Origin of the sequence: Kitasatospora sp. NPDC048365 (genome assembly GCF_043200835.1) — a bacterium.
Taxonomy (GTDB): Bacteria; Actinomycetota; Actinomycetes; order Streptomycetales; family Streptomycetaceae; genus Kitasatospora; species Kitasatospora terrestris.
Genome location: NZ_JBICYJ010000048.1, coordinates 28,062 through 53,826, shown reverse-complemented (window position 1 = coordinate 53,826; position 25,765 = coordinate 28,062). Strand labels below are relative to the sequence as shown.

The following is a 25,765-nucleotide window of genomic DNA, read 5'->3' as shown; positions in this document are numbered from 1 at the left end:
ACCCGCATGCACGGCGACCTGACCGAGGCCGAACTGCACACCTACCGCAGCAGCCAGCGCGAGCCCGCCGACCTCGACGCCTTCTGGGCCGGCACCCTCGCCGAGGCCCGCACCGCCGGCGGCGAGGTACGGCTCGACCCGGTCAGGACCGGCCTGACCACCCTCGACACCTACGACCTGACCTTCCCCGGCTTCGCCGGCGAACCGGTCCGGGCGTGGCTGCGCCTGCCGCGCGGCGCGGCGGGCCCGCTGCCCGCCGTCGTCCAGTACGTCGGGTACGGCGGCGGGCGCGGCGACGTCCTGGAGAACCTGCTCTGGGCCTCGGCCGGCTACGCGCACCTGCAGATGGACACCCGCGGCCAGGGCTCCGGCTGGAGCCGCGGCGCCACCCCCGACTCCGGACCGGCCGGACCGCAGGCCCCCGGCATGATGACCCGCGGCATCACCGACCCGCACGGCTACTACTACCGGCGGCTGATCACCGACGCGGTCCGCGCCGTGGACGCCGCGCGCACCCTGCCCGCCGTCGACCCGGCGCGGGTGGCCGTCCTCGGCGCGAGCCAGGGCGGCGGCCTCGCCCTGGCGGCGGCCGGACTCCTGCCGGACCTGGCGGCGGTGGTGGCGTACGTGCCGTTCCTCTGCGACTTCCCCCGGGCCGTCACCGGCACCGACGCCTACCCGTACCGGGAGATCGCCGACTACCTGGCCGTCCACCGCGACGCCGAGGAGCGCGTGCACCGCACCCTCTCCTACGTCGACGGCGTCAACCTCGCCCGCCGGGCCACCGCCCCCGCCCGGTTCTCCGCCGCCCTGATGGACGAAGTCACCCCGCCCGCCACCGTGTTCGGCGCCTACCACGCCTACGCCGGGCCCAAGGAGATCACCGTCTGGCGGTACAACGGCCACGAGGCCGGGCAGGCCGACGACGACCGGGCCGCGCTGGAGTTCCTGGCCCGGCACCTCGCGCCGAAGGAGTGACGTGCCGTACGCCGCCAACCCGATCCTGCCCGGCTTCCACCCCGACCCGTCGATCTGCCGGGTCGGCGAGGACTACTACCTGGTCAACTCCAGCTTCCAGTACTTTCCCGGCCTGCCGATCCACCACAGCCGCGACCTGGTCCACTGGCGGCCGCTCGGCCATGTCCTGGACCGGCCCGGGCAGCTGCCGCTCGACGGGGTCCGCCCGTCCGGCGGGCTGTACGCGCCCACCATCCGGTACGCGCACGGCCGCTTCCACGTGGTCTGCACCCTGGTCGACGGCCTGCGGGAGAGCGGCACCTTCGTGGTCACCGCCGAGGACCCGGCCGGGCCGTGGTCCGAGCCGGTGTGGCTGCCCGAGGCGCCCGGCTTCGACCCCGACCTCTTCGTCGACCCGGCCACCGGCCGCACCTGGCTGCTCGGCGCCCGCCCGGTGCCCGGCCTCGAGTCCGAGGGACGCACCGAGATCTGGGCCCGGCCGATCGACCACGGCAGTTGGCGGTTCACGGGGGAGGAGCGGGTCCTGTTCCGCGGCGCCCTGGTCGACGCCCGCTGGGCGGAGGGCCCGCACCTGCTGCACCGCGACGGCTGGTACTACCTGCTGCTCGCCGAGGGCGGCACCGAGGAGCTGCACGCGGTGACCGTCGCCCGCAGCCGCTCGCTCGACGAGCCGTTCGAGAACTGCCCGCGCAACCCGCTGCTGACCCACCGCCACCTCGGTCCGGGGTGTCCGGTCACCGGAGTCGGGCACGCCGACCTGGTCGACACGCCCGGCGGGGACTGGTACGCGGTGGTGCTGGGCAGCCGTCCGTACGAGGGGCGGCACACCGCGCTCGGGCGGGAGACCTTTCTCGCCCGGGTCGGGTGGGCGGAGGACGGCTGGCCCGTGGTCAACCCGGGCATCGGCCGGCTCCAGCAGCTCGTCCGGGTCGACCTGCCGGCGCACCCGTGGCCGGTGGGCGCCGAGGACCCGGCGGAGCTCGGGCCCCAGTGGTGCCGGGTGCGCACCCCGCGCCGCCGGATCCACCGGCTCGACCCGACGTCGGGCGTCCTGCGCCTGGAGGCCGCCCCGGTCCCGCTCTCGGAACGCGGCAGCCCCTCCTTCCTCGGGCGCCGCCTGCAGCACCACCGCTTCTCCGCCACCACCACCCTGCTCGACCCCACCGCACCGGTCGGCACCTTCCGGGCGGGCCTCGCGCTGCTCCAGGACGAGGACCACCACGTGCTGCTCACCGTCGGCGCCGGCGGCGCCCGGGCGACCGTGCGGTGCGCCGGGCACGAGCGGGTGCTCGCCGAACTGCCGCTCCGGCCGGGGCCGGTGCGCCTCGCCGTCCGCGTCGACGGCCCGGACGGCGTGCTGCTCACCGCCCGGGGCGAGGAGGGGTGGCGGCAGTTGGCCGCGTTCGACGCCCGAGTGCTCACCACCGCCACCGCGGGCGGTTTCACCGGTGCCCTGGTCGGCCTGTACGCGTACGGCGAGGACGGTGGGCACGCCGACTTCGCCGGCTTCCGGTACGGCGGTGACACTACTCACGTGTGACATGTCACGCAACACACAACTGAAAACTTCCAATCGATGCGTCATTGTCGAACTGCAAGCCTTCGAGTGGATCGTGCAAGCCTCTTGACAGGGACTCACCCGGAAGCCCTCAATAGGCAACACGCTTCAACGGGTTCCAACATCACCGCCGTCCCCCACGGCCGCGGGCACCCCCACTCGAGAGGATCGACCGCGCATGCGTCGATTGGCCTGTGCACTGTCAGCACTGCTCGTCTCGGCCGGTACGGCCGTCGTCGTGCCGCCCGCCTTCGCGGCGCAGGCACCGGTGTCGTCATCGTCGGCGGCCGGGCCCTACGTGCTCGAAGTCGAGAGCATGGCGCTGACCAACTTCACCACCGAGACCGTCGACCACACCTGGAACAACACCGTGGTCGATCACGCCACCTACGCCAAGGGCGTGGCGGGGCAGACGAGTTCGGCCCGCTCCGCGTTCAGCGGCGTGGCCGGCACCTACGACCTGATCACCCGTTACAACGGCATGACCGCCAACGGGGTGACGTACAGGCTCACCGTCAACGGCACCCAGGTCGACAGCTGGGGGACCTCCCAGCGCTGGGGCGCCGACTACACCGACCCCAAGAACATCGACACCCGCACCAGCAGCAAGGTCGACCTCAAGCCGGGCGACGTCATCGAGCTGACCGCCACCTCGGCCGGCGAGGTGCCGCGGGTCGACCGGATCACCGTGCAGAGCTGGGTCGGCGCGCCGACCAGCACACTGACCATCAACTCGCCCAACACCACGCTGAACGACGGCTTCACCTGGGGCAAGAACCGCGCCCTCGGCATGACCTTCTACCCGGGCAACCCGATGATGGGTCACGAGCCCGAGTGGTGGCGCCTGCAGAACCCCGCGCACCCCACGGTGCAGCCCGGCTACTGGGGCGCGTACACCAACCGCGAGTCGTACTACAACCGGGACATCTCCCACCAGTCGGACGGCGCGCACATGCTCGGCCTCGACGCCGAGACCTTCAGCATGCTGAAGACCTTCGCCGGCGACGCCGACGACGCGGGCCAGAACGGCTGGCCGCTGTGGGCGCACAGCCCGACCGGCGCGATGTACTACATCGACGGCACCGGCTTCCGCGAGCTGCCCTCGCCCTTCAACGTGATGGCCAAGGCGTACAAGCAGTACCAGTGGACCGGCAACGCGGCGTGGATCAACGACCCGACGCTGTCCGCGTACTACGACTCCACCATGGGCTCCTTCCTGACCGGCCACGAGGTCAGGTGGAGCGACAACAACCCGGCCAACGACCAGCCGGTGTCGAAGAAGCAGGCGGGCGAGTACACCGCGACCTTCTTCGAGTTCCCCAACGAGAACCTGGTCTCCGCCGGCGACTCGCTCGGCTACCAGTACCAGTCGATGGTCGCCTACTCCGAGATCCTCAAGGCCAAGGGCGACACCGCCGGCAGCGCGACCTGGGCCGACCGGGCGCAGCGCCTGCGCTCGTACTTCGAGGCCAACTGGTGGGACGCGGCGAACGGCCGCTACTACCGCGGCAAGGACGCGGCCGGCACCGGCTACAGCAGCTGGGGCCACGAGGCCAGCTTCCTGATGATGCTCACCGGCCTGGGCGACCACGGCCCGCGCACCAGCAACTACCTGGACTTCATCGCCGCCAACGACGACAACCTGAACGTCGAGGCGACCTCCTACCTGCCGGAGATGTACTACCAGTACAACCGCTCCGCGGAGGGCTGGGCCTGGCTGAAGAAGCTGATGACCGGCCGCGACAGCTACCCGGAGATCTCCTTCCTCGCCGTCAGCAGCGTCACCGACGGCATGATGGGCATCCAGCCGGACGCCCCGCACGGCAAGGTGGCCACCGTCTCCCGGCTGACCTCCGAGACCCCGTGGGTGGAGCTCGACCACGTCAAGGTCGGCGGCAACGACCTCAAGCTGAAGCACACCGGGACGACCGCGTCCACGCTGACCAACAACTCGGGCGGCACCGTCACCTGGGAAGCCCAGTTCTACGGCACCCCGTCCACGATCAAGGTCAACGGCGTCGCGCAGACCCCGCAGACCAAGACGCTGTACGGCCAGACCGTGTCCTACGTGAGCGTGCCGGTCGCCGCCGGCGCGAGCGTCACCGCCGACGCCGGGACGGTGGCCGCCGACACCACCGCCCCCAGCGCCCCGACCGGCCTCACCGCGAGCAACGTCACCGCCGGCAGCGTCGACCTGAAGTGGACCGCCTCGACGGACAACGTCGGCGTGAGCGGCTACACCGTCTACCGCGACGGCGCCCAGGTCGGTACGGCGACCGGCACCTCCTTCACCGCCACCGGGCTGACCGCCGGCACGGCGTACGCCTTCACGGTGAAGGCCGTCGACGCCGCCGGGAACGCCTCGGGGGCCAGCAACACCGCCACCGTCACCACCGGCGGCGGCGCCGGGCAGGGCACCGACCTGAGCGACCTGACCTGGTTGAGCGCGCGCAGCGACTTCGGTACCGTCCGCAAGGACCTGAGCGTGGACGGGCACCCGCTGAAGCTGAACGGCACCACCTACGCCAAGGGCATCGGCACGCACGCCAACGGCTCCATCACCTACGCGCTGAACGGCGGCTACGCCCGGTTCCGTTCGGACGTCGGGGTGGACGACGAGGTGACCGCCAACGCCACCGTGACCTTCGAGGTGTGGGGCGACGGGGTGAAGCTCTACCAGAGCCCGAGCGTGCTGACCCCGAGCAGCGCGACCCAGGCGATCGACGTGGACGTGACGGGGGTGCGCTCCCTGGAGCTGCGGGTCACCGACGCCGGTGACGGCATCAACAGCGACCACGCCGACTGGGCCGGCGCCAAGCTGATCGCCAACGCGCCGACCGCCGTCAGCGACCTGACCTGGAGCAGTGCGCGCAGCGACTTCGGTACCGTCCGCAAGGACCTGAGCGTGGACGGGCACGCGCTGAAGCTGAACGGCACCACGTACGCCAAGGGCATCGGCACGCACGCCAACGGCTCCATCACGTACGCGCTGAACGGCGGCTACTCCCGCTTCCAGTCGGACGCGGGCGTGGACGACGAGGTGACCGCGAACGCGACCGTCCGGTTCGAGGTGTGGGGCGACGGGGTGAGGCTCTACCAGAGCCCGAGCGTGCTGACCCCGAGCAGCGCGACCCAGGCGATCGACGTGGACGTGACGGGGGTGCGGTCCCTGGAGCTGCGGGTCACCGACGCCGGTGACGGCATCAACAGCGACCACGCCGACTGGGCGGGGGCCAAGCTGGTCCGGTAGCACCGAGCTGCCCGCGCACGGCGGGGCCGCGTCCTGGTGGACGCGGCCCCGCCGTCGTCGTGTCCGGGGCGTGCTGGTGTTCCCCTGCGGTCTCGGTCGTCAGTGATCAGTGCGACGCGGGGCGGATCAGGCGCTCGTCGGGGACGACCGCGACGCCGAGGATCTCGATCATGGCCTCGGGCTGCCACAGGGCGGTCGTCCCGATGCCGGCCATCGCCGGGTAGACCGGGCCCGCCAGCTCGCGCCAGACCTCGCCGATCTCCTTGCCGTGCGCCTGGTAGTCGGGGATGTCGGTGAGGTAGAGGGTGACGGACACCAGGTCCTGCGGGATGCCGCCCACCTCCGCCAACGTGGCGAGGACGTTCGAGAACGCCTGGCGGAACTGCTCGACGATGCCGCCCGGGACGATCCGCATGTCCCGGTCGAGGGCCGTCTGGCCGCCCAGGTGCAGGAGGTTCCCGCTGAGCGTGCCGTGCGAGTAGCCGCTGGGCTTCGGCAGCGAGGCGGGGTTGACCGGAACGGGGGCCGAGAAGGTCGCCATGGAGGACTCCTGCGCGTCGGATTCCGTCTGGGCGCCCACCGTAGCATCATCTATTGACACTGTTGTGACGGTCGCAGAAGTATTGAAACATCGCGGCACGGTCGGCTGTGCCGAACAGGAGGGAGACTCCCCATGCGCCTCGCCACCGTCGCCCACGCGGGCGGCACCAGCGCCGCGGTGCTCCGGGGCGAGGCCTGGCACGCGCTCCCCGCCGCCGACCTGTCGGCCTTCCTGCGCGCCGCGCCCGCCGCGGCGGCGGCCGACCTGGCCGGAGCCGCGATCGACGGCGCCGTCCCGGTGCTCCCGCTGCCCGCCCCCGGCAAGGTGATCTGCTGCGGGCTGAACTACGCCGACCACATCCGCGAGACCGGACGCGAACTCCCGGCGTTCCCCACCCTGTTCGCCAAGTACGCCGACACCCTCACCGGCCCGCGGGACGATCTGGTCCTGCCGCGCGGCCTCCAGGTGGACTGGGAGGCCGAACTCGCCGTCGTGGTCGGCGCGACCCTGCGGCGGGCCGACCGGGAGCAGGCCCGGGCCGCGATCGCCGGGTACACGGTGGCCAACGACATCTCGGTGCGCGACTGGCAGTACCGGACGCTGCAGTGGTTCCAGGGCAAGGCCTGGGACGGATCCTGCCCGGTCGGCCCCGCGGTGGTCACCCCCGACGAGGTGGACCCGGCCGCCGGCCTGGACGTCCTCTGCCGGATCAACGGCGAGGAAGTGCAGCGCGACAGCACCCGCACGCTGGTCTTCGACTCCGCCGAACTGCTCGTCTACATCTCCACCTTCACCGTGCTGCGCCCCGGCGACCTGGTGCTCACCGGCACCCCCGGCGGCATCGGCGCGGCCCGCGACCCGCAGCGCTTCCTCGCCGACGGCGACCTCGTCGAGACGGAGATCCAGGGCATCGGCACGCTGCGCAACACCGTGCGCCTCACCGGCTGACACCGCACCACCCGAGACCGAGCCACCCGAGACCGAGCCGCCCGACCCCGCAGCCACCCCGCACCCCGGGCCGCTCGGCCCCGCACCACCCGGCACCGCAACTCGACCCACCCACGACGAGGAGCACCCATGGACCCCACCCCGGGCACCGCCGCCGACTACAGCTCGTACGTCCTCGACGGCGACAACTCGATGTACGCCACCGCGAGCGGCCTGGTGGTGCCGGTCGTCACCCGGGCCGGCACCGAGCCGGGGGACACCGGGCAGTCGGCCGGCGCCACCCGGATCTCCGGCATCAGCATCCAGCACACCCCGGCCACCCGGCTCTGGTTCGGCAAGGTGGGCAACGACGCCGGCTACCGCTCGGTGCCGCACCACCACGGCGAGGCGGAGACCGGCGGCTACGTGCTCTCCGGCCGCGCCCGGATCTACTTCGGCACCAAGTTCGAGGACTACATCGACCTCTCCGAGGGCGACTGGGTGTTCGTGCCCCCGTTCATGCCGCACGTCGAGTGCAACCTCGACCGGAACCGCCCGCTCACCTGGATGACCACCCGCACCCCGGAGAACATCGTGGTCAACCTCCCCGAGGTCCCGGACGCGGACCTGCGCGACTGGCTGGAGCGGCCCTGATGACCGACACCACGTCCGAGTTCTTCACCGCCGCGGTCACCCTCGCCCCCGCCGAACCCGAGCACTTCGACCTCGCGTTCACCGCGGTCACCCAGCCCTGCCCCTGGCCCAAGGCGTACGGCGGCGACCTGGTCGCCCAGGCGGCCGCCGCCGCGATGCGGTCGGTCGACGACGGCAAGACGCTGCACTCCGTGCACTCGTACTTCATGCGGCCCGCCGAGATCGGCGAGGCGGTGCGCTACGAGGTGGAGCTGCTGCGCGACGGCCGCGGCTACGCCACCCGCCAGGTGCGCGGCTACCAGAACGGCAAGCCGCTCTACGTCTGCCTGGCCAACTTCGCGGCCGGCGAGCCCGGCGGCAGCTGGGCAGCCCCCGTCCCCGACCTGCCGGGGCCCGAGGAACTCCCCGCCTCGGCCGACTACCTCGCCGGGCGGAGCGGCGGCACGATGACCGACGGCTCCAAGGCCTACTGGTCCTCCGGGCGCAGCTTCGACATGCGGCACGTGCCGGGGCCGGTCTACCTGGAGGTCGACGGCGGCCGGGCGCCCCACCAGGCCGTCTGGGTCCGGCCGTTCGACGCGCTGCGGCCCGTGGACGGGCTCACCGACCCGCAGCGCGACGCCGCCGCCCTGGCCTACGTCTGCGACTACACGATCCTGGAGCCGGTGCTGCGGGTCCTCGGCCTGGCCTGGGCCGGGCCCGGCCTGGTCACCGCCAGCCTCGACCACGCGATGTGGCTCCACCGCGCACCCCGGCCCGGCGACCTCGACGGCTGGCTGCTGTACGCCCAGCAGGCGGTGGCCGCCGAGTCCGGCCGCGGGCTCGCCGAGGGCCGCTTCTTCACCCCCGACGGCGTCCACCTGGCCACCGTCCTCCAGGAGGGCATGATCCGCGCCGCCCTCCCGGGAGGTGCCGGATGACCCTCTCGCCCTCCGGGTTCAGCGACGGCTTCGCCCGCGACCACCTGCCCCCGGCCGACCGGTGGCCGGTGCTGGAGTTCACCACCGAGCTGCTGCGCCACCCCGAACGCCTCAACGCGGCCGTCGAACTGCTGGACCGCCAGGCCGCGGAGCTCGGCCCCGACCGGCCCGCGCTGCGTACGCCCGGCGGCGAGACGTGGACCTACGGCGAGCTCCTGCGGCGCTCCCGCCAGGTCGCCCAGGTGCTCACCGAGGACCTGGGCCTGGTGCCCGGCAACCGGGTGCTGCTGCGCTCGCCCAACAACCCCTGGACGGTGGCGGCCTGGCTCGGCGTGCTGCGGGCCGGCGGCATCGCCGTCACCACCATGGCCGCGCTGCGCGCCCGCGAGCTGGGGCCGATCGTGGAGAAGACCCGGCCCGCGATCGCCCTGGTCGACCACCGCTTCCTCGACGTGGTGCACGAGGTCCGCGCGAGCGCCGCGCCGGAGATGGCGGTGGTGGCCTACGGCGGCGACACGGACGAGGACCTGACCCGGCGGGCCGCCGCCAAGTCCGGCGAGTTCGCCGCGGTGGACACGGCGGCCGACGACGTGGCGCTGTTCGGGCCCACCTCCGGCACCACCGGCACACCCAAGATCACCGTGCACTTCCATCGCGACCTGCTCTCCATCGACGACACCTTCGGCAAGTGCACGCTGCGGCTGGTACCCGACGACCTGGTGGCCTGCACCGCGCCGCTGGCCTTCACCTTCGGCCTGGGCATGCTGGTCGTCTTCACCCTGCGGGCCGGCGCCTGCGCGCTGCTGACCGAGTCGGCCACGCCCGCGGAGCTGGCCCAACTGGTCGCCGACCACGGCGTGACGGTGCTGGCCACCGCGCCGACCGCGTACCGGCAGATCGTCAAGTCCGGCCTGGTGCACCGGCTCTCCGGGCTGCGGCGGGCGGTGAGCGCGGGCGAGCACATCCCCCGCGAGGTCTGGGAGCGGCTGCGCGACGAGATCGGGCTCCGGGTGGTGGACGGCATCGGGGCCACCGAACTGCTGCACATCTTCATCTCCGCCTCCGGCGACGAGATCCGCCCCGGCGCCACCGGCCGGCCCGTCCCCGGCTTCCGCGCCGCGGTCCTCGGCCCGGACGGCGAGGAGCTCGGCCCGGGCGCCGAGGGCCGGCTCGCGGTGATCGGCCCGGTCGGCTGCCGCTACCTGGACGACGACCGGCAGCTGGACTACGTGGTCAACGGCTGGAACCTCACCGGCGACACCTTCACCCGCGACGAGGACGGCTACTTCTGGTACCGGGCGCGCAGCGACAACATGATCGTGTCCGCCGGCTACAACATCGCCGGCCCCGAGGTCGAGGCCGCCGTCGACACCCACCCGGACGTCCTGGAGTCGGCGGTGGTGGCCGCCCCCGATCCCGAACGGGGCTCGGTGGTCTGCGCGTTCGTGGTGCTGCGCGAGGGCACCACCGGCGACCCGGCCATGGCCAAGAAGATCCAGGACCACGTCAAGCAGCAGCTCGCCCCGTACAAGTACCCGCGCCGGGTCCGGTTCGTCGACGCGCTGCCGCGCAACCCCAGCGGCAAGCTCCAACACTTCAAGCTGCGCCGGATCGTCGCGCAGGAGGAGGGAACGGCATGAGGATCGCCGTGGTCGGCGGCGGCCCCGGAGGACTGTACTTCGCCGCCCTGATGAAGCAGTTGGACCCCGGGCACCAGGTGACGGTCTGGGAGCGCAACGCCCCCGACGACACCTTCGGCTTCGGCGTCGTCTTCTCCGACGAGACGCTCAGCGGCATCGGCAACGCCGACGACGCCGTGCACGCCGCGATGGAGGAGCGCTTCGCCAGCTGGACCGACATCGACATCGAGGTCGACGGCCGGCGCCGCACCGTCGGCGGGCAGGGCTTCGCCGCGATGGGCCGCAAGGACCTGCTGCAGATCCTGCAGCGGCGCGCCGCCGAGCTGGGCGTCGAGGTCCACTACCGGACCGCGGCGCCGGACGTCGACGAACTGCGCCGCGGCCACGACCTGGTGCTGGCCGCCGACGGCGCGTACTCGGCCGTCCGGGCGAAGTGCGCGGACGTCTTCCGCCCGGCGCTGGACCGGCGCCGCAACAAGTACATCTGGCTCGGCACCGACCTGGTCTTCGAGGCGTTCCAGTTCTTCGTCAAGCAGACGGAGTGGGGCACCATGCAGATCCACGGCTACCCGTACTCCGCCTCCCGTTCGACCTTCATCGTCGAGATGCACGAGGACGTCTGGCGCCGGGCCGGGTTCGACCGCGGCGAGGACCGGCCGCTCGCACCGGGCGAGTCCGACACCGAGGCGGTCGCCCGGATCGCCGAGATCTTCGCCGAGGAGCTGGCGGGCCACCGGGTCCTCACCAACAACTCCAAGTGGCTCGAGTTCACCACCGTGCGCAACGAGCGCTGGTACGACGGGAACGTGGTGCTGCTCGGCGACGCCGCGCACACCGCGCACTTCTCCGTCGGCTCGGGCACCAAGCTCGCCATGGAGGACGCGCTGGCGCTGGCCGCCTGCCTGCACGAGCACCCGACGGTGGCCGGGGCGCTGGAGGCGTACCAGACCGAGCGCAAGCCGGTGGTCGAGTCGACCCAACGGGCCGCGCAGGCCTCGCTGGAGTGGTTCGAGGACATCGGCATGTACGTGGGCCAGGAGCCGGCCCAGTTCGTCTTCAACCTGCTCACCCGCTCGCGCCGGATCACCTTCGAGAACCTCAAGGAGCGCGACGCGGAGTTCGCGGCGCTGCTGGAGGACGAGTTCGCCCGGAGCGAGCGGGCCCCCGGGCCGGCCCCGGCGATGTTCCAGCCGGTCCGGATCGGCGCGCTGGAGCTGAAGAACCGCGTCGTCGTCTCGCCGATGGACATGTACTCCGCCGTCGACGGCGTCCCCGGCGACTTCCACCTGGTCCACCTCGGCTCCAAGGCGCTCGGCGGCGCGGGCCTGGTGATGAGCGAGATGGTCTGCGTCTCCCCGGAGGGCCGGATCACCCCGGGCTGCCCGGGCCTGTGGAACGACGAACAGCTGGACGCCTGGCGGCGGGTCACCGCCTTCGTGCACGAGAACACCTCGGCACGGATCGGCCTGCAGCTCGGCCACTCCGGGCGCAAGGGCTCGACCCGGCTGATGTGGGAGGGCATGGACGAACCGCTGGAGGACGGCAACTGGGAGGTGGTCGGGCCGTCCGCGCTGCCGTACGGGCCGGGCTGCCACGTCCCGCGCGAGGCGAGCCGCGCGGACCTGGACCGGGTGGTTGCCGACTTCGTCGTCGCCGCCCGGCGCGGGGTGCGGGCCGGCTTCGACCTGGTCGAGGTGCACGCCGCCCACGGCTACCTGCTGTCGTCCTTCCTCTCGCCCGTCGCCAACCGGCGCACCGACGCGTACGGCGGCTCCCTGGAGAACCGGCTGCGCTTCCCGCTGGAGGTCTTCGACGCGGTGCGCGCCGCCGTCCCCGCCGCGATCCCGGTGACCGTCCGGATCTCGGCGACCGACTGGGTGCCCGACGGCAACACCGGCGAGGACGGCGTCGCGATCGCGCGGGCGTTCGTCGAGCACGGCGCGGCCGCGATCGACGTCTCCACCGGCCAGGTCACCCGGGACGAGAAGCCCGCCTACGGACGCTCCTACCAGACGCCGTTCGCCGACCGGATCCGCCACCGGGTGGCCGGACCGGCCGGCGTGCCGGTGATCGCGGTCGGGGCGATCTCCTCCTACGACGACGTCAACTCGATCCTGCTCGCGGGCCGCGCCGACCTGTGCGCGCTCGGCCGCACCCACCTGTACGACCCGCAGTGGAGCCTGCACGCCGCCGCCGAACAGGACTACCGGGGCGCGGGCGCCGAGTGGCCGGCCCCCTGGCGGGCGGGCCGCCGCAAGCCGCCCGCCGCCCGCACCGACCGCGTCCCGCCCCGGCTGGCGCTGCTGCGCGAGGGCACCCCGCGGACCACGCACCTGCGCTGGACGCCGGACCCGACCGCCGTACGATCATCCGAGGAGCGTCCGCCATACTCGACGGGATGAGCGAGACGACGGACACCCGGCCCACCGCAGGACGCCGATCCAGGACCGTGCTGGTGACCTTCCTCGGCGCCGTCGTCCGCAGGATGGGCAACTGGATGCCGATCGCCGGCACCGTCGACCTGCTCAGCCAGGCCGGACTGGACGCCGCCAGCGTCCGCACCGCGGTCTTCCGGCTCAAGAAGCGCGGCTGGCTGGAGCCGGAGACCCGGGCGGGCGTCCGCGGCTACGCGCTGACCCCCATGGCCCTGGAGGCGCTGGCCGTCGGCGACGAGGTGATCTGGCACGCCCGCCAGGCCGCCGACCTCGCCGACGGCTGGTGCCTCGTCAACTTCTCGGTACCGGAGTCCGCCCGCGCCAAGCGCCACCAGCTGACCGCCCACCTGACCTCGCTCGGCTTCGGCAACATCGGCTCCGCCGTGTGGATAGCGCCCGCCCGGCTGCTGCCCGCCGCCCAACGCGCCATCGGCGAACTGGACCTGACCGAGCAGTGCGCCGTCTTCCTCGGCGACCACGTCGCCGGCCAGGACCTCCCGGCCATGGTCCGCAAGGGCTGGGACCTCGACGAGATCGACCGCCGCTACCGCGCGTTCACCGAGCAGCACGCGGCGGCCGCCGACCGGCTCGCCGAGGCCGCGTTCGTCGACGGCCGGCAGGCCTTCGTCGGCTACCTCGCGGTGATCGACGACTGGCGCAAGCTGCCCTTCCGCGACCCCGGGCTGCCGCCCGAGGTGCTGCCCGCGGACTGGGCCGGCCCCGCCGCCGCCCGGCTCTTCGAGCGGATGGTCACCCTCCTGGAGGGCCGCGCCCTGGCCCACGCCGTCCCCGCCTGGTCGGCCCAGCCCCGCCGCCCCGACCCGGCCGAGGCCTGAGCCCCGCTCAACCGCGGGGCCCGCGCTTAGCCACGCCCTGCCCCTCGTCGGCCGGCTCCTCCGGGTCCTCGAACTCGACGTCGACGCGCTGCTCGGGGCGCCGCTCCTCCTGCTGCGCGATCGACCCGAGGACCTCCTCGTCCGCCTCGGTGAGCGGCGGCTGCAGGAGGCTGCGCGGCCACAGCCGCCGGTGCAGCACCACATTGGTCTCCGCGGCGTACACCGTGATCTGCGCGGCCAGGTACAGCCACCAGAGCAGGCCGATCACGGTCGCGAAGAACCCGTAGACCGCGGTGGTGTGCCGCAGCTGGTGCGCCACCAGCAGGGCGCCGAAGGCCTGCAGCACGGTGAACAGCGGGCCGGCGACCGCGCACCCCGGCAGCAGCGCCCGGCTCGGCACCTCCTTGGGGGTGAGGATGCGGAAGCACGCCAGGCACAGCGCCGTGTTGAGGACCGCCGAGACCAGCAGACCGCCGATCCGGGCGGCCGGCCCGCCGAGGGCGGTGGCCACCAGGGTCGCGGCGCCGGTGGCGAGCAGCAGGCCGACGGCGAGCGCGGCGAACAGCAGCAGGCCGCGCACCAGGCGCGCGAACCAGCCGGGGCGGACCACCCCGGGCACGTTCCAGACCTCCGCCATGGTGTGCTGCAGCACCTGGGCGACACCCAGTGCGCCGTACAGCATGCCGAGGAGGGCGACGACGAGGGCGAGGCCGCTGCCCTGGACGGAGTGGACGTTCCCGCGCAGCTGGTCGCCGATGACGGGGAAGTCGGCGAGCGCGGAGTCGACGACGGCCTGCTGCGCGTCGGGGTGGCCGTGCAGGACGAAGCTGAGCACGGTGCTCAGCAGGAGCAGCAGCGGGATCAGGGCGACGAAGCCGTAGTAGGTGATGAGTGCCGCCAGTAGCCCGCCGCGGTCGTCCCCGTACTTCTTCACCACCCCGACCACCATCCCCGGGGCGGTGTGGCGTCGCTGCGTGCGGTCGAGGCCGCGCAGGGCCCGTTCGAAGGGATTCATCCGGCCCACCTCCGGTCACCGATCTCGCCGATCCGTTCCCTCCTCTGCTCCTGGCTGCCCCGGGCCCTTGGGAAACCTGCCCGGCCCGGGCCGGGGCTCGATTGCCGGTGCCAGGGGCCGGGGCTACGGTGAGGGCGACAGGGCAGGTGATCGTCTTGACCGAGGGCTTCGACGCCGCCGGGCGCCCGGCCGGGGGGTTCCGGTTCGTCGGTCGCGCCAGGGAGCTGGAGCTGCTGCTGGCCGTCGCCCGGCACCCGCCCGCGACCGCCTTCGTCGAGGGGGAGGCCGGCATCGGCAAGTCCCGGCTGGTCCGGGAGGCGACGCTGGCACTGGCCGACGGCGGGCGCTGCGTGCTGACCGGCTTCTGCCACCCGCTGCGCGAGCCGCTGCCGTACGGGCCGGTCGTCGACGCGCTGCAGAAGGCCGGGCCCTGGCTCCCGCCCGGCGGCCTCCCCCCGGCCGCCGCCCCGCTGGCCGCCCTGCTGCCCGGCCTCGCGGACCGGCTGCCGCCCGCCCGCGACGGGCAGCCGGCCGGCCGCCTGCACCTGGTCCAGGCCGTCCGGGCGTTCCTGGCGGCGCTCGGACCGACCGTCCTGGTCGTCGAGGACCTGCACTGGGTCGACGACGCCACCCGCGACCTGCTCCTGCTCCTCGCCCGGGACCTGCCCGAGCAGCTCTGCCTGGTCCTCACCTACCGGGCCGAGGACCTGCCGCCGGACACCCCGGTGCTCGGCGCCGCCCACCGCCTCCCGCCCGGCACCGGGGGCACGGTGCTCCGCCTCGCCCCGCTGGCCGAGGCCGACGTCCGCGAGCTCGCCGCCACCGCACTCGGCGACCGGGCCACCGAGGACCTGGTCGACTCCCTGTACCGGCGCAGCGAGGGCCTGCCGCTGGTCGCGGAGGAGGACCTGATCACCCTGCGCGAGCACCCCCCGGCCGCCGGCCCCGGCGAGGACGCCGCCCGGCTGCGCGAGGCCGACGTCCCCCGGGGCCTGCGCGAGGCGGTCACCGAACGGCTGGTGCGGCTGAGCGCCCCGGCCGAGGCGGTGGTCGCCGCCGCGGCCGTCCTGGCCGTGCCCTCCACCGAGGAGGTGCTCCACCAGGTGGCCCGGCTCGACCCGGAGGAGGCCGCCGAGGCGATCGAGGAGGTGCTCCGCGCCTCGATCCTGCGCGAGACCGACGGCGGCCGGTACGCCTTCCGGCACGTCCTGGCCCAGCAGGTCGCCTACCGCCGGCTGCCCGGCCCCACCCGCCGCAGGCTCCACGCCACCGCCGCCGAGGTCCTCCAGGCACAGGCACCGCCACCGCTGGTCCAGATCGCACACCACGTACTCGCGCTCGGCGACCGGCAGGCCTGGCTGCGCCGGACCGAGGAGGCCGCCGACCTGGCCCTCGCCGTCGGCGACGCCGGGACGGCCGCCGCCCTGCTCGGGCAACTGCTCCAGCAGCCCGACCTCGACCCGCCGACGCGCTCCCGGGCCGCCCTGCGGCTCGCCCCGATCGCCGCCCACGGCGTCGACTTCACCGCCGACGCCCAGGCGCTGCGCGCCATCCTCGACGACCCCCGGCTGCCGCCGGCCACCCGCGGGGAGATCCGGCTGGGCCTCGGCATGCTGCTGCTGAACCGCGCGTCCGACCGGACCGGCTTCGAGCAGCTGGCCCTCGCGGTGGACGAGCTCGGCGACACCCCGGGGAAGGCGGTGCCCGCCATGGTCGCCCTCGCCCTCGACGAGTCGGCGGACGCGACGCAGGCCGAGCGGTGGATGGCCCGGGCCGAGCACGCCGTCCGGGGCTGCGCCGACGCCGAACTCGTCGCCCGGGTCCGCGCCAGCCGCCTGACCCTGATGGCCCAGGCGGCCGACCCCGCGGTGTGGGCCGCGCTGGCGGAGCTGCCCCGGCAGGAGGGCGACACCATGGTGCTGCGGCAGACCGCGCGCGCCCTCTACAACGTCGGCGACTGCGCCTTCGACCTGGGGGAGGACCGCCGCGCCGCCGCACTGATCGAGGAGAGCCTGGCCCTCGGCCGGGCCACCGGGTACGCCATCCTGGTGCTCAACGCCGGGATCGACCTGCTGCGCCGGGACGCACTGGCCGGGCACTGGGACGGCCTCGCCGAACGGTTCGCGGCGCTCGCCGCCGCCCATCCGGACACCTCGGTGGTCCGGGTCGAACAGGCCGTCTTCCTCGGGACGCGGGCCCTCGCCCAGGGCCGGACCGGCCCGGCCGCCGAGCACTTCGCCCGGGCCGCCGACCAGAGCGTGGGACAGCTGGCGCTGAGCATCGCCGCGCGGGCCGCCGCCGGCACGGCCGCGGCCGAGCTCGCCCGCGCCGACCCGCAGGCCGCCTGGACCACCGCCCGGCAGGCCCTCGCCGAGGTGCGCCGGGCCCGGGCCTGGCAGAAGGCCTGCGGGCTGCTCCCCGCCGCGGTGGCCGCCGCCCTCGCCTGCGGCGACCGCGCGGCCGCCGAGGCCCTCGCCGACGAGGCCGAACTGGGCATCCGCGGGCGCACCGCCCCCGGCAGCACGGCCGAGCTGCACGCCGTCCGCGGACTCCTGCTGGAGGACCCGGACCCCGCGGCAGCGGCGTCGGAGTACGCCGCCGCCCGGCGGGTCTGGGAGGACATCGGGCGCCCGTACCACGCGGCGCGGGCCGCCGAGGCCCAGGCCCGGGCACTCGGCGCAGTGCCGGACCGGACCGGCGCCGAGGAGGCCGCCGCCGCCCTCGCGCGGGCCGCCGAGATCCTCACGGCGCTCGACGCCACGGCCGACCTGGCCAGGATCCGGCGCCTGGAACAGAGCCTCGGCGTCGGGCAGGTCGCGAGGGCCGGGCGGCGGGGCTACGGCGACCGGCTGTCCCCCCGGGAGGAGGAGGTGGCCGACCTGCTCGCCACCGGCGCCACCAACCAGGAGATCGCCGACACGCTCGTCCTGTCCCCCCGGACCGTGGAGCACCACGTGGCCAGCGTGCTGAAGAAGCTCGGCACCACGCGGAAGGCCGTCGCCGAATCACGGCAACGCTGAGTGCACGCCAACGCTGAGTGAACGGCAACGCTGAGTGAACCGCGTGGGTCCTGGCGGTGAGCACCGGGTATTTCCTGGGCACCCCCAAAGTCGGGCACCCGCATTGTTCCCGGCGTGCGGGTCGCCGACCGTGGAGAGCGGGGACAGCCAGCTCACCTCGGGAGAGCCGATGCACATCACCGCCACCGCCACGGTCGCCGCCACGGCCACCGCCACGGCGTCGTCCACCGCCGACCGCACCGGGGCTGTCGGACGGCAGCCGGCCGGCTCGGACGCGCGACCGAACAGCCCGACCGGGATGGCCGGGATGGCCGAGTGCTCGGTGCGGGCGACCGCCGTCGCGGTCTGCGGACTGCGCAGCTTCGCGCGCCGCACGGCCGCCCGGTGGGGCGTGGCGGCCGACGACACCGGACTGGCGCTCGTGGTGAGCGAGCTGGTCGGCAACGCGGTCCGGCACAGCGGAAGCGCCGACGTGAGCGTGCTGCTGTCCGCCTCGGCGTCCACGCTGACCGTCGAGGTCCGCGACTCCGGCCGGTGGCGGCCGTCCCAGGCCCGGCCGGCGGCCGAGGACGACGACCTGGCCTGCGGCGGCCGCGGCCTGCGGATCGTCGAGGCCTGCGCGACCCGAGTCACCGTCCACCGGACCCTCGCCGGCACCCGCGTCATCGCCGACCTGCCGCTCGCCTGAACCTGAACCCAGCCCCCTTGTGGCCGGAGACTTAGTTTGACTAAAGTCCGAACTAAGTCCACCGGGAGGGGAAGCACGATGACGCCCAGCGGTGCCCCGAAGCCGACCGTGAGCGTCGACGCCAACCGGGTCGCCTCGGTCCGCCGGTCCAACCTCGGCGTGATCCTGAAGCTGCTCCGCGACCACGGCCCGCGCTCCCGCAGTCGGCTCGCCGCCGAGACCGCCCTGCCGAAGGCCACCGTCTCCACCTTGATCGCCGAACTGATCGAACGCGGACTGCTCAGGGAGGGCGACCTCACCCGCGGCCAGGGCCTCGGCCGGCCGGGCCAGACCTTGGAACTCGACGGACGCGGCGTCTGCGGCCTCGGCCTGGAGATCAGCGCCACCGCCCTGCGCGCGCTGGCCGTCGACGCCGACGGGCGTACCGTCTCCGCCGCCGACGAGCCGCTCGACGCCGCCGCCCTCGGCCCCGAGGAGACCCTGGCCCGCGTCGCCCTCCTCGCCCGCCGGGCCCTCGACGAGGCCGACGGGCGAGGCGTCCAGACCCTGCGGATCTGCCTGGCCACCCCCGGCACCGTGGACCCGGACCACGGCACCGTCCTCCTCGCCGCCGGCCTCGGCTGGCGCGACGTCCCGGCGGCCGCACTGCTGCGCCGGGGCCTCGGGCCGGGCGCGCCCGACCTGCGGGTCGAGAACGACGCGCACGCCGCCACCCTCGCCGAGGCCGCCCTCACCCCGCAGGCCGCCGGCGGGCTGCTGCTGCTCACCGGGGAGAGCGGTGTCGCCGCCGGCGTCGCCGTCGACGGCAGGATCGCCCGGCTCGCCGGCGAGGTCGGCCACGCCGCGCTCGGCCCCGCCGACACCCGCTGCCCGTGCGGGCGCCGCGGCTGCTGGGAGACCGTCGTCGGCGTGCCGGCCCTGCTCGACCTGGCGGCCGACGCCGACGACCCGGTCCGCGATCCCGCCCGCGCCCTGCCCGACCGGCTGGCCGAGCTGCGCCGCCGCGCCGACGCGGGCGACCCGCGCACCCTGCGCGCGCTCGCCGAGGTCACCGGCCACCTGTGCCACGGACTCACCGTCCTCAGCGACCTGATCGGCCCCCGGACGATCGTCCTCGGCGGCTACTTCGCCGTGCTCGCCGACCACTTCGTTCCCGCCGCGCAGGCCGCCCTGGACGCCCGCACCCTGGTCCCCGACCGCGCCCCCGGCGTGACCGTGACCGGGTCGGGCCTGGGCTTCGCCGCCGCGGTGCACGGCGCGGCCGCCGTCGCCCTGGAGGCCCTCTACGAGGACCCCACGCAGGTGTCGCCCGTCGAGCTCCCGCCGGCCACCGTCTGAACCGGCCGGTCCGCCACCTGCCGCTCCGCTGCCCGCCGCTCCGCTGCCCGCCGCTCCGCTGCCCGCCGCTCCGCCGCCCGTCGCTGCCCGCTGCCGTCCCGGAGGAACACCCGATGAGCGACCTGCGCATCACCGACCTGACCATGCCGACCGCCGAGCTCGGCCCGTCCAACCCGCTGCCGCCGCTCTTCCCCGCCCTCGACAGCCACGAGGTCCTCGACGCCGGCGAGGCCGACGAGGAGATGCGCCGCAACATCGGCTACGGGCGCGTCCGCACCGTCCTGCCGTACCTGACCCAGGACGGCTACGGCCGGGAGCGCACCGAACGGGCCCACCGGGTCGCGGTGCTGGAGAACGAGACCCTGCGCGCCTTCTTCCTGCTCGACGTCGGCGGCAGGCTCTGGTCGCTCGTCCACAAGCCCACCGGCCGCGAGCTGCTCTTCCGCAACCCCGTCTTCCAGCCCGCCAACCTCGCCCTGCGGGACGCCTGGGTGGCCGGCGGCGTCGAGTGGAACTTCGGCACCATCGGCCACGCCACCACCAGCAGCTCACCCGTGCACGCGGCCCGCGCCCGACGCCCCGACGGCACCCCCGTGCTGCGGATGTACGAGTTCGAACGGGTCCGGCGCGCCGTCCTGCAGATCGACGCCTACCTGCCCGACGGGTCGCAGGCGCTGCTCGTCCACGTCACCCTGGTCAACCCCAACGACCACGAGATCCCGGTCTACTGGTGGTCCAACATCGCCGTGCCCGAGCGCCCCGACACCCGCGTCCTCGCCCCCGCCGACCGGGCCTGGCAGTTCGCCTACGACAAGGCCGTCCGCCGCGTCCCGATCCCGCGGCACGCCGGGCTCGACCGCACCTACACCACGCGCGCCGACGCCGCCGCGGACTACTTCTTCGACCTCGACCCCGCGCAGCGCCGCTGGATCACCGCCCTGGACGGCGACGGCACCGGCCTCGCCCAGACCTCGACCCGTCGCCTCGTCGGACGCAAGCTCTTCCTCTGGGGCCGCCACCGCGGCGGCCGCCGCTGGCAGGAGTGGCTCTCCACCCCCGACACCCCGTACCTGGAGATCCAGGCCGGCCTCGCCCGCACCCAGCTCGAACACCTCCCGATGCCCGCCCGCACCAGCTGGACCTGGCTGGAGGCGTACGGGCACGCCACCGCCGACCCCGCCGCCGTGCACGGCGACGACTGGCCGGAAGCCCGGGCCGCCGCCCGGGCCGCCGTCGACCGGCTGGTCGCCGAGGACGACCTGGAACGGGAACTCGCGGACGCCCGCACCTGGACCGCCGCCCCACCGGAGGCCGCCCTGCACCGGGGCACCGGCTGGGGTGCCCTGGAACGCCGACTGCGCGCCCTCGGCGGCGACGCCTCCCTGGAACGGGCCGCCACCCCGTTCCCCGACGACACCCTCGGCCCCGAACAGGAGCCCTGGCTCGCGCTGCTGCGCGACGGCCGGCTGCCCGACGCCGACCCCGACTCGTACCAGACCGACCCGGCGTGGGAACCGCTGCTGCGCCGGGCCGGCGGCTGGCTCGCCGACCTGCACCTCGGCGTCCTTCGGGCCGCCCGCGACGACCCGGACGGCGCCCGGGCCGCCTGGACCGACTCCCTGAACTCCCGTCCCACCAGCTGGGCCTGGCGCAACCTCGGCGCCCTCGCCGCCCACCGCGAGCAGTGGCCGCAGGCCGTCGACGCCTACCTGCACGCCCGGGAACTCGCCCCCGACAGCCTCCCGCTGCTCCGCGAGACGGTCACCGTCCTGCTCGCCGCCGGCCGGCCCGAGCTCGCCCTGCGGCACCTCGACGCCCGGCAGGCCGGAGACTGCGGCGACTCCGGTGGGGACGACGGGCGGCTGCGCATGCTGGAGGCGCGCGCGGCGCTGGCGGTCGGCGACCGTGAACGCTGCGACGCCCTCCTCGACGGCGGCATCGAGGTGGCCAACCTGCGCGAGGGCGAGACCTCGCTCAGCGACCTCTGGCGGCAGCACCGCGCCGACGTCCCCGTCCCGCGCCACTACGACTTCGTCATGCAGCCCGGCGACGCCTGATCCGGCCCGCCACCGCTCGGCGCCGGCGCCGAGCGGTGGCGCCTTCGGCCGACTGGCACGCTGGGGCACCGTCCCTGTCGTGGCGTCAGCCGAAGCGGCTGCGCCGACCCACCGAGGAGCGCCACCGTGTCGCTGCTCGGCCGCCGCAAGAACGCCCGCAAGCCGATGTGCGGTGCGCACGATCCGTGCCGGGCGCTCTCGACGCCCCGGGGGCCGAGCTGCGGCTCCGGCCCCCGGGGAGGAGGGTGCCCGGTCAGGCCGGTGGTGGCTGGCCGGTGCGGCGGCGGAGCCAGCGGCGGGTGCCGGCCGCGGCCACGAGGTGGCAGGCGAGGCCGGCGGCGACGGCGAGGAGCGGGAGCCTGCTGCCCAGCCACAGGTGGAGGGCGAGGCCGGCCGCGATCAGCGCGACCGCCCCGGCGCGGAGGGCGCCGTTGCGGGGCGGGGCGGCGCTCACGGCTTGGTGCCGGTGACGTAGTGGATCCACGGGTGGAGGTCGCCGGCGGTGGTGGCGGTGAAGCCGGCGCCCCGGACCAGCGGTTCGATCAGGTGGACGGGATTGGTCTCCATCACGGGCCCGGTGATCGCGCCGACCAGGTGACGGGCCGCCGGATTGCCGGGCGGCCGGAAGTCGGCGACCAGCACCCGTCCGCCCGGGCGCAGGACGCGGAACATCTCGGCCGCGGCCCGCTCGCGCGCCTCCTCCGGCAGGTGGTGGACCATCAGGCTGGTGACGACCACGTCGTAGGTGCCCTCGGGCGCGTCGAGCCGCTCGGCGATGCCGTCCTCGAAGGTGCAGTTCGGCCGCCCCGCCGCGCGGCGCCGGGCGTGCGCGAGGACGTCGGGGGAGGGGTCGACGCCGAGAGCGCTGCCGGTGGCCGTGACGGTGTCCGCCATCAGCCAGGTCAGGTAGCCGGTGCCGCAGCCGACGTCGAGGACCCGGTCGCCCGGGCGGGCGCCGCCGTCCTCGACCACGCCGCCGAGCGGATGGCGCAGACGATGAGCGACTGGGCGCGGGCGATGCCGACCGTCGGCGCCTGGCTGGCCGGACTGCTCGCCCCGGACCACCTGGCGCAGGTGCACGCGCGCGGCTCGCTCGGCGTCCTGTTCGCCGACGCGATGACCCTCACCGCCGAGCCGGACATCCAGGAGGCCGCGCGCCGCGCCAACCAGCGGATCGCCACCGTGCTGACCGACCTGCTGGCGCAGGGCCGGCGCGAGGGCAGTATCCGCGCGGACCTGGATCCGGCGGTCGGCGCCTGGTGGCTGATGTCGCTGCTCGCCTCGCAGGGCTTCCGGTACTCCGTCGCACCCGACCCGGCGCAACTGGAGGCGGCGCTCGGCACGCTCACCCGCGACCTGCTCTTTCCCCCGAAGGACGCTCCGGCACCGACCGGCTGAGCCTGCGTCACACTCGCCGAAGGAGGGTCCGGCACCGACCGGCTGAGTCGGCGTCACACTCGCCCGAACAGGCCGCCGCGATGGCGGCGGCGCGAGGTGCTTGCTTGAGTGGTCGTCGTCGCGCCCGCGGAACGGCGGTGCGCGCCCTGGTGTGCCGTCGACCCGGGAGAGGCCATGTGCGACTGCGGATCATCCACGGCGGAGGCCGGCGCCCGACCGCGGCCCGACGGCGCCGACCCCCTCCCGCCCGACGTCCCCGACGCCCCGGTGATCACCGCCGAGCGCGGTCCGGCCTCCGCGGCGGGCGCGGCGGACGAGGCGGCCTCCGCGGCGGGGAGCGGCTGCGACCCGGAGCTCCGGCACGGCTGCTACACGGTGACGATCCGTCCGCGTCAGCCCGGCGCCCGCCTGCTGGTCGGCACCCTGCGGGTCGACCGGACGGCACCGGGCGCGGGGCCGGACGGACTGATCGTCAGCGGCGACCTCTACCGCCGGCCCGCGGCGGAACCGGCGCCGGGCCCGCTGCGGGCCGCCCCTGCCGGCGCCCGCCCGGGCGGCTCGGTCGCGGCGGCGGTGAGCCGGGCGGCCCGTCCGTCCGACCTCCTGCCGCCGGCCATCCCCGTCCACCCGCGCAACCGCTACCACGCCTACCTCAGCGGCACCCGCCTGCAGGTGCTGCCGGCGTCCACCGCCGACGGGACGGGGTGCCAGGTCTCGCTGAGCGTCGACGAGTTCCGTTACACCCAGCCGACCGGCGGCTCCTTCCGGGGGACGTTCCCGCACTCGCCCAGCCGCTACCTGCGGTTCGTCCTCCACCGGGTGCACGGCACACGGTACGAGGGCCGGGTGATGCAGGGCGGCGCCGAGGTCGGCACGGTGAGCCTGACCCGGGTCTCGGACTTCCTGCGCCGGGCCGTCCTGGAGATCGACACCGTCGCGGGGGCCGTCGCGCCCCAGCCGGTGCCCCGTGCCGACGGCACCGGGATGGACTACTTCGACACCATCTACGCCACCGCCGGCTGGGAGTTGGTCGTCGACCGCGCCGAGTCGCAGACGGACCTCCCGCCGCCGCCCGGCACCGACCCGCACGCCCGCTGGTCGAGCGCCGCCCTGCACGCCGCGATGACGGCCGCCCGCAAGCCCGGCACCGACCTCGACGCCGAGTGGCGCACCCACCTCCTGGTCGTCCCGGCCACCCTCGGCTGCGACCGCGGCAAGATGTACGACATGGGCATCGGGGTGCCCCGGGAAGGGGCCGCGAGCTTCAGCGACGACGGCTACCCGCCCGGCGACTCGCCGTTCTTCGGCGCCGCCGAGAACCGGCTGCAGCGCGACGTCCCCCGCGCCTACCTCCGGTCCGCCACGCACGAGGTGACCCACGCGTTCAACCAGATCCACACCCCCGAGGGCCTCGCCGACAACTCGATCATGACGCCGACGCCCACGGTCGCCCGGGTGCTGGGCGGGCCCGACAGCGGCGCGCCCGGCGTCTTCCCGGACCAGATCGAGCTCGGGTTCGACGCCGTGGTGCGCAACCGCCTCGCCCACCTGCCGGACCCGGTCGTCCGCCCGGGCGGCTGGCCGTTCGACTCCTGGCGCTCCGCCGGGGCCCCGCAGGCGTCCGACCGCAGCCTCTTCCACGAGGACGAGCTGCGCTTCGAGGTCTCCGCCGAGGAGGAGCGGGTGCCCCTGGGCGCTCCCGTCACCGTCAGCTGGCGGGTGACCAACACCTCCGACACCGAGCTGACGGTCCCCTTGGATCTCCGCCTGGAAGCGCTGTCCGCGACCATGTCGTGCCGGGACGAGAGCCGAGCGGAGCGGCCGGTCCGACCGTCGGAGATCAGCTGCGACAACGCCGCCCTCGCACCGCTCGCCCCCGGCGCCTCCCGGGAGGCGTCCCACCGGGTGTTCTGGAGCTCCGAGGGCTTCGCGCTGGAACGGCCCGGCCGGCACACCGTGACCGTCACGGTCGGCTGGTCCGCGGGCGGCGTGCCCGTCGGGGTGACCGGCAGCTGCGAGATCTGGGTCGACTGGCCCACCTCGGACGCGGAGAACCGCGACGCCGCCCTGGTCCTGCACCCCGAGGTCGGCCACTGGGTCGCCCTCGGCGGGGCGCCCCACCTGGCGACCGCCGCCGAACGGCTGCGCGCGCTGGACGGGCTTGCCGCGGCCACCGAGGCGGAGGCCTCGCCGGGCGAGCTCTCGCGGGTGGCGGAGGCGTTCCGGCGGCACGGGCTGATGCCCGGGCGGGACGGCTGACCGCTCAGCGGACCATGGGGTGACTCGCTCAGCGTCCCATCGGCGCGAAGCCGCGGTTCAGCCCGGCCAGGAAGGTGTCCAGCCCGCCGAAGGGGTGGGCGTGGTGGACGGCGTCCGCACCCGACGGGGCGGAGCCGCCGGGCCCCTGGGGGCCGGTGGCGTGGGCCGCGCCGGCGATCGGCAGGACGGCGGTGAGGACGGCGACGGTGGCCAGGGCGCGCTTGATCGAGGTCATGCGCGGACAACTGTCG

20 protein-coding genes are annotated in these 25,765 nt (G+C 74.7%); 15 read left to right on the top strand and 5 right to left on the bottom strand.

Annotated features, from left to right (window positions below):
* The first annotated feature begins 6 nt into the window (after window positions 1–6).
* From ACGFX4_RS34390 to ACGFX4_RS34380, 3 genes are all read left to right on the top strand, one after another.
* Window positions 7–978 (top strand): acetylxylan esterase, encoded by a 972-nt coding sequence (locus ACGFX4_RS34390; protein ID WP_393083114.1) that lies wholly within the window; start codon window positions 7–9, stop codon window positions 976–978.
* Between the two features lies 1 nt (window position 979).
* A complete protein-coding gene (locus ACGFX4_RS34385; protein WP_393083111.1) occupies window positions 980–2,518 on the top strand; it encodes a glycoside hydrolase family 43 protein in 1,539 nt (512 codons plus the stop codon).
* Window positions 2,519–2,714: 196 nt separating this feature from the next.
* Window positions 2,715–5,786, top strand: coding sequence for an NPCBM/NEW2 domain-containing protein (locus ACGFX4_RS34380; RefSeq protein WP_393083108.1), 3,072 nt, complete (start codon window positions 2,715–2,717; stop codon window positions 5,784–5,786).
* A gap of 106 nt (window positions 5,787–5,892) precedes the next feature.
* Here ACGFX4_RS34380 and ACGFX4_RS34375 read toward each other — a convergent pair whose 3' ends face one another.
* Window positions 5,893–6,327: a RidA family protein gene (locus ACGFX4_RS34375; RefSeq protein WP_393083105.1), complete on the bottom strand. Its 435-nt coding sequence runs from the start codon at window positions 6,325–6,327 to the stop codon at window positions 5,893–5,895.
* Between the two features lie 132 nt (window positions 6,328–6,459).
* Here ACGFX4_RS34375 and ACGFX4_RS34370 point away from each other — a divergent pair, with 132 nt between their 5' ends.
* The 6 genes from ACGFX4_RS34370 (at window position 6,460) to ACGFX4_RS34345 (ending at window position 13,739) form a co-directional block, all read left to right on the top strand.
* Complete coding sequence (locus ACGFX4_RS34370; protein WP_393083102.1) at window positions 6,460–7,275, top strand: fumarylacetoacetate hydrolase family protein; 816 nt, start codon at window positions 6,460–6,462, stop codon at window positions 7,273–7,275.
* 129 nt (window positions 7,276–7,404) lie between these two features.
* Window positions 7,405–7,908, top strand: coding sequence for a cupin domain-containing protein (locus tag ACGFX4_RS34365; RefSeq protein WP_393083099.1), 504 nt, complete (start codon window positions 7,405–7,407; stop codon window positions 7,906–7,908).
* On the top strand, window positions 7,908–8,828 hold the full coding sequence (locus ACGFX4_RS34360; protein ID WP_393083095.1) for an acyl-CoA thioesterase: 921 nt from the start codon (window positions 7,908–7,910) through the stop codon (window positions 8,826–8,828). Before ACGFX4_RS34365 ends, ACGFX4_RS34360 begins: the two co-directional genes overlap by 1 nt.
* Window positions 8,825–10,468, top strand: a complete 1,644-nt coding sequence (locus ACGFX4_RS34355; RefSeq protein ID WP_393083092.1) for an AMP-binding protein — start codon at window positions 8,825–8,827, stop codon at window positions 10,466–10,468. The genes ACGFX4_RS34360 and ACGFX4_RS34355 overlap by 4 nt, the downstream gene beginning before the upstream one ends.
* Window positions 10,465–12,870: a bifunctional salicylyl-CoA 5-hydroxylase/oxidoreductase gene (locus tag ACGFX4_RS34350; protein WP_393083089.1), complete on the top strand. Its 2,406-nt coding sequence runs from the start codon at window positions 10,465–10,467 to the stop codon at window positions 12,868–12,870. Before ACGFX4_RS34355 ends, ACGFX4_RS34350 begins: the two co-directional genes overlap by 4 nt.
* Window positions 12,867–13,739 (top strand): PaaX family transcriptional regulator C-terminal domain-containing protein, encoded by an 873-nt coding sequence (locus tag ACGFX4_RS34345; RefSeq protein ID WP_393083085.1) that lies wholly within the window; start codon window positions 12,867–12,869, stop codon window positions 13,737–13,739. The genes ACGFX4_RS34350 and ACGFX4_RS34345 overlap by 4 nt, the downstream gene beginning before the upstream one ends.
* A 7-nt stretch (window positions 13,740–13,746) precedes the next feature.
* Here the strand turns inward: ACGFX4_RS34345 and ACGFX4_RS34340 are convergent, their stop codons facing one another.
* On the bottom strand, window positions 13,747–14,754 hold the full coding sequence (locus ACGFX4_RS34340) for a YihY/virulence factor BrkB family protein (protein WP_393083082.1): 1,008 nt from the start codon (window positions 14,752–14,754) through the stop codon (window positions 13,747–13,749).
* A gap of 146 nt (window positions 14,755–14,900) precedes the next feature.
* Here ACGFX4_RS34340 and ACGFX4_RS34335 point away from each other — a divergent pair, with 146 nt between their 5' ends.
* The 4 genes from ACGFX4_RS34335 (at window position 14,901) to ACGFX4_RS34320 (ending at window position 21,857) form a co-directional block, all read left to right on the top strand.
* Complete coding sequence (locus ACGFX4_RS34335) at window positions 14,901–17,774, top strand: ATP-binding protein (protein ID WP_393083079.1); 2,874 nt, start codon at window positions 14,901–14,903, stop codon at window positions 17,772–17,774.
* A gap of 169 nt (window positions 17,775–17,943) precedes the next feature.
* Window positions 17,944–18,462 (top strand): ATP-binding protein, encoded by a 519-nt coding sequence (locus tag ACGFX4_RS34330; RefSeq protein WP_393083076.1) that lies wholly within the window; start codon window positions 17,944–17,946, stop codon window positions 18,460–18,462.
* Window positions 18,463–18,540: 78 nt separating this feature from the next.
* Window positions 18,541–19,800, top strand: a complete 1,260-nt coding sequence (locus ACGFX4_RS34325; RefSeq protein ID WP_393083073.1) for an ROK family protein — start codon at window positions 18,541–18,543, stop codon at window positions 19,798–19,800.
* A gap of 113 nt (window positions 19,801–19,913) precedes the next feature.
* Window positions 19,914–21,857 (top strand): DUF5107 domain-containing protein, encoded by a 1,944-nt coding sequence (locus ACGFX4_RS34320; protein ID WP_393083069.1) that lies wholly within the window; start codon window positions 19,914–19,916, stop codon window positions 21,855–21,857.
* A 253-nt stretch (window positions 21,858–22,110) separates the two neighbouring features.
* On the opposite strand, the gene ACGFX4_RS34315 is transcribed toward ACGFX4_RS34320, so the two are convergent.
* Together ACGFX4_RS34315 and ACGFX4_RS34310 are read right to left on the bottom strand one after the other, a co-directional pair.
* Entirely contained in the window at window positions 22,111–22,311 is a 201-nt protein-coding gene (locus tag ACGFX4_RS34315) for a hypothetical protein (protein WP_393083066.1), read from the bottom strand.
* Window positions 22,308–22,829, bottom strand: coding sequence for a class I SAM-dependent methyltransferase (locus tag ACGFX4_RS34310; RefSeq protein ID WP_393083063.1), 522 nt, complete (start codon window positions 22,827–22,829; stop codon window positions 22,308–22,310). Before ACGFX4_RS34310 ends, ACGFX4_RS34315 begins: the two co-directional genes overlap by 4 nt.
* A 24-nt stretch (window positions 22,830–22,853) precedes the next feature.
* On the opposite strand from ACGFX4_RS34310, the gene ACGFX4_RS34305 reads away from it, so the two are divergent.
* Entirely contained in the window at window positions 22,854–23,255 is a 402-nt protein-coding gene (locus ACGFX4_RS34305; RefSeq protein ID WP_393083060.1) for a hypothetical protein, read from the top strand.
* Between the two features lie 174 nt (window positions 23,256–23,429).
* The gene (locus tag ACGFX4_RS34300) at window positions 23,430–25,514 is read left to right on the top strand and encodes a hypothetical protein (protein WP_393083057.1); all 2,085 of its coding nucleotides are present in this window, start codon (window positions 23,430–23,432) and stop codon (window positions 25,512–25,514) included.
* Between the two features lie 28 nt (window positions 25,515–25,542).
* Here the strand turns inward: ACGFX4_RS34300 and ACGFX4_RS34295 are convergent, their stop codons facing one another.
* On the bottom strand, window positions 25,543–25,749 hold the full coding sequence (locus ACGFX4_RS34295; protein ID WP_393083054.1) for a hypothetical protein: 207 nt from the start codon (window positions 25,747–25,749) through the stop codon (window positions 25,543–25,545).
* Window positions 25,750–25,765 lie beyond the last annotated feature (16 nt).

Bases quoted from the DNA above. Each gene is read 5' to 3' on its own strand.
- ACGFX4_RS34320 (WP_393083069.1), top strand. From the start codon at position 19,914: ATGAGCGACCTGCGCATCACCGACCTGACCATGCCGACCGCCGAGCTC.
- ACGFX4_RS34340 (WP_393083082.1), bottom strand. From the start codon at position 14,754: ATGAATCCCTTCGAACGGGCCCTGCGCGGCCTCGACCGCACGCAGCGA.
- ACGFX4_RS34350 (WP_393083089.1), top strand. From the start codon at position 10,465: ATGAGGATCGCCGTGGTCGGCGGCGGCCCCGGAGGACTGTACTTCGCC.
- ACGFX4_RS34345 (WP_393083085.1), top strand. From the start codon at position 12,867: ATGAGCGAGACGACGGACACCCGGCCCACCGCAGGACGCCGATCCAGG.
- ACGFX4_RS34355 (WP_393083092.1), top strand. From the start codon at position 8,825: ATGACCCTCTCGCCCTCCGGGTTCAGCGACGGCTTCGCCCGCGACCAC.
- ACGFX4_RS34305 (WP_393083060.1), top strand. From the start codon at position 22,854: ATGAGCGACTGGGCGCGGGCGATGCCGACCGTCGGCGCCTGGCTGGCC.
- ACGFX4_RS34365 (WP_393083099.1), top strand. From the start codon at position 7,405: ATGGACCCCACCCCGGGCACCGCCGCCGACTACAGCTCGTACGTCCTC.
- ACGFX4_RS34300 (WP_393083057.1), top strand. From the start codon at position 23,430: ATGTGCGACTGCGGATCATCCACGGCGGAGGCCGGCGCCCGACCGCGG.
- ACGFX4_RS34325 (WP_393083073.1), top strand. From the start codon at position 18,541: ATGACGCCCAGCGGTGCCCCGAAGCCGACCGTGAGCGTCGACGCCAAC.
- ACGFX4_RS34375 (WP_393083105.1), bottom strand. From the start codon at position 6,327: ATGGCGACCTTCTCGGCCCCCGTTCCGGTCAACCCCGCCTCGCTGCCG.
- ACGFX4_RS34330 (WP_393083076.1), top strand. From the start codon at position 17,944: ATGCACATCACCGCCACCGCCACGGTCGCCGCCACGGCCACCGCCACG.
- ACGFX4_RS34390 (WP_393083114.1), top strand. From the start codon at position 7: ATGCACGGCGACCTGACCGAGGCCGAACTGCACACCTACCGCAGCAGC.
- ACGFX4_RS34360 (WP_393083095.1), top strand. From the start codon at position 7,908: ATGACCGACACCACGTCCGAGTTCTTCACCGCCGCGGTCACCCTCGCC.
- ACGFX4_RS34370 (WP_393083102.1), top strand. From the start codon at position 6,460: ATGCGCCTCGCCACCGTCGCCCACGCGGGCGGCACCAGCGCCGCGGTG.
- ACGFX4_RS34380 (WP_393083108.1), top strand. From the start codon at position 2,715: ATGCGTCGATTGGCCTGTGCACTGTCAGCACTGCTCGTCTCGGCCGGT.
- ACGFX4_RS34295 (WP_393083054.1), bottom strand. From the start codon at position 25,749: ATGACCTCGATCAAGCGCGCCCTGGCCACCGTCGCCGTCCTCACCGCC.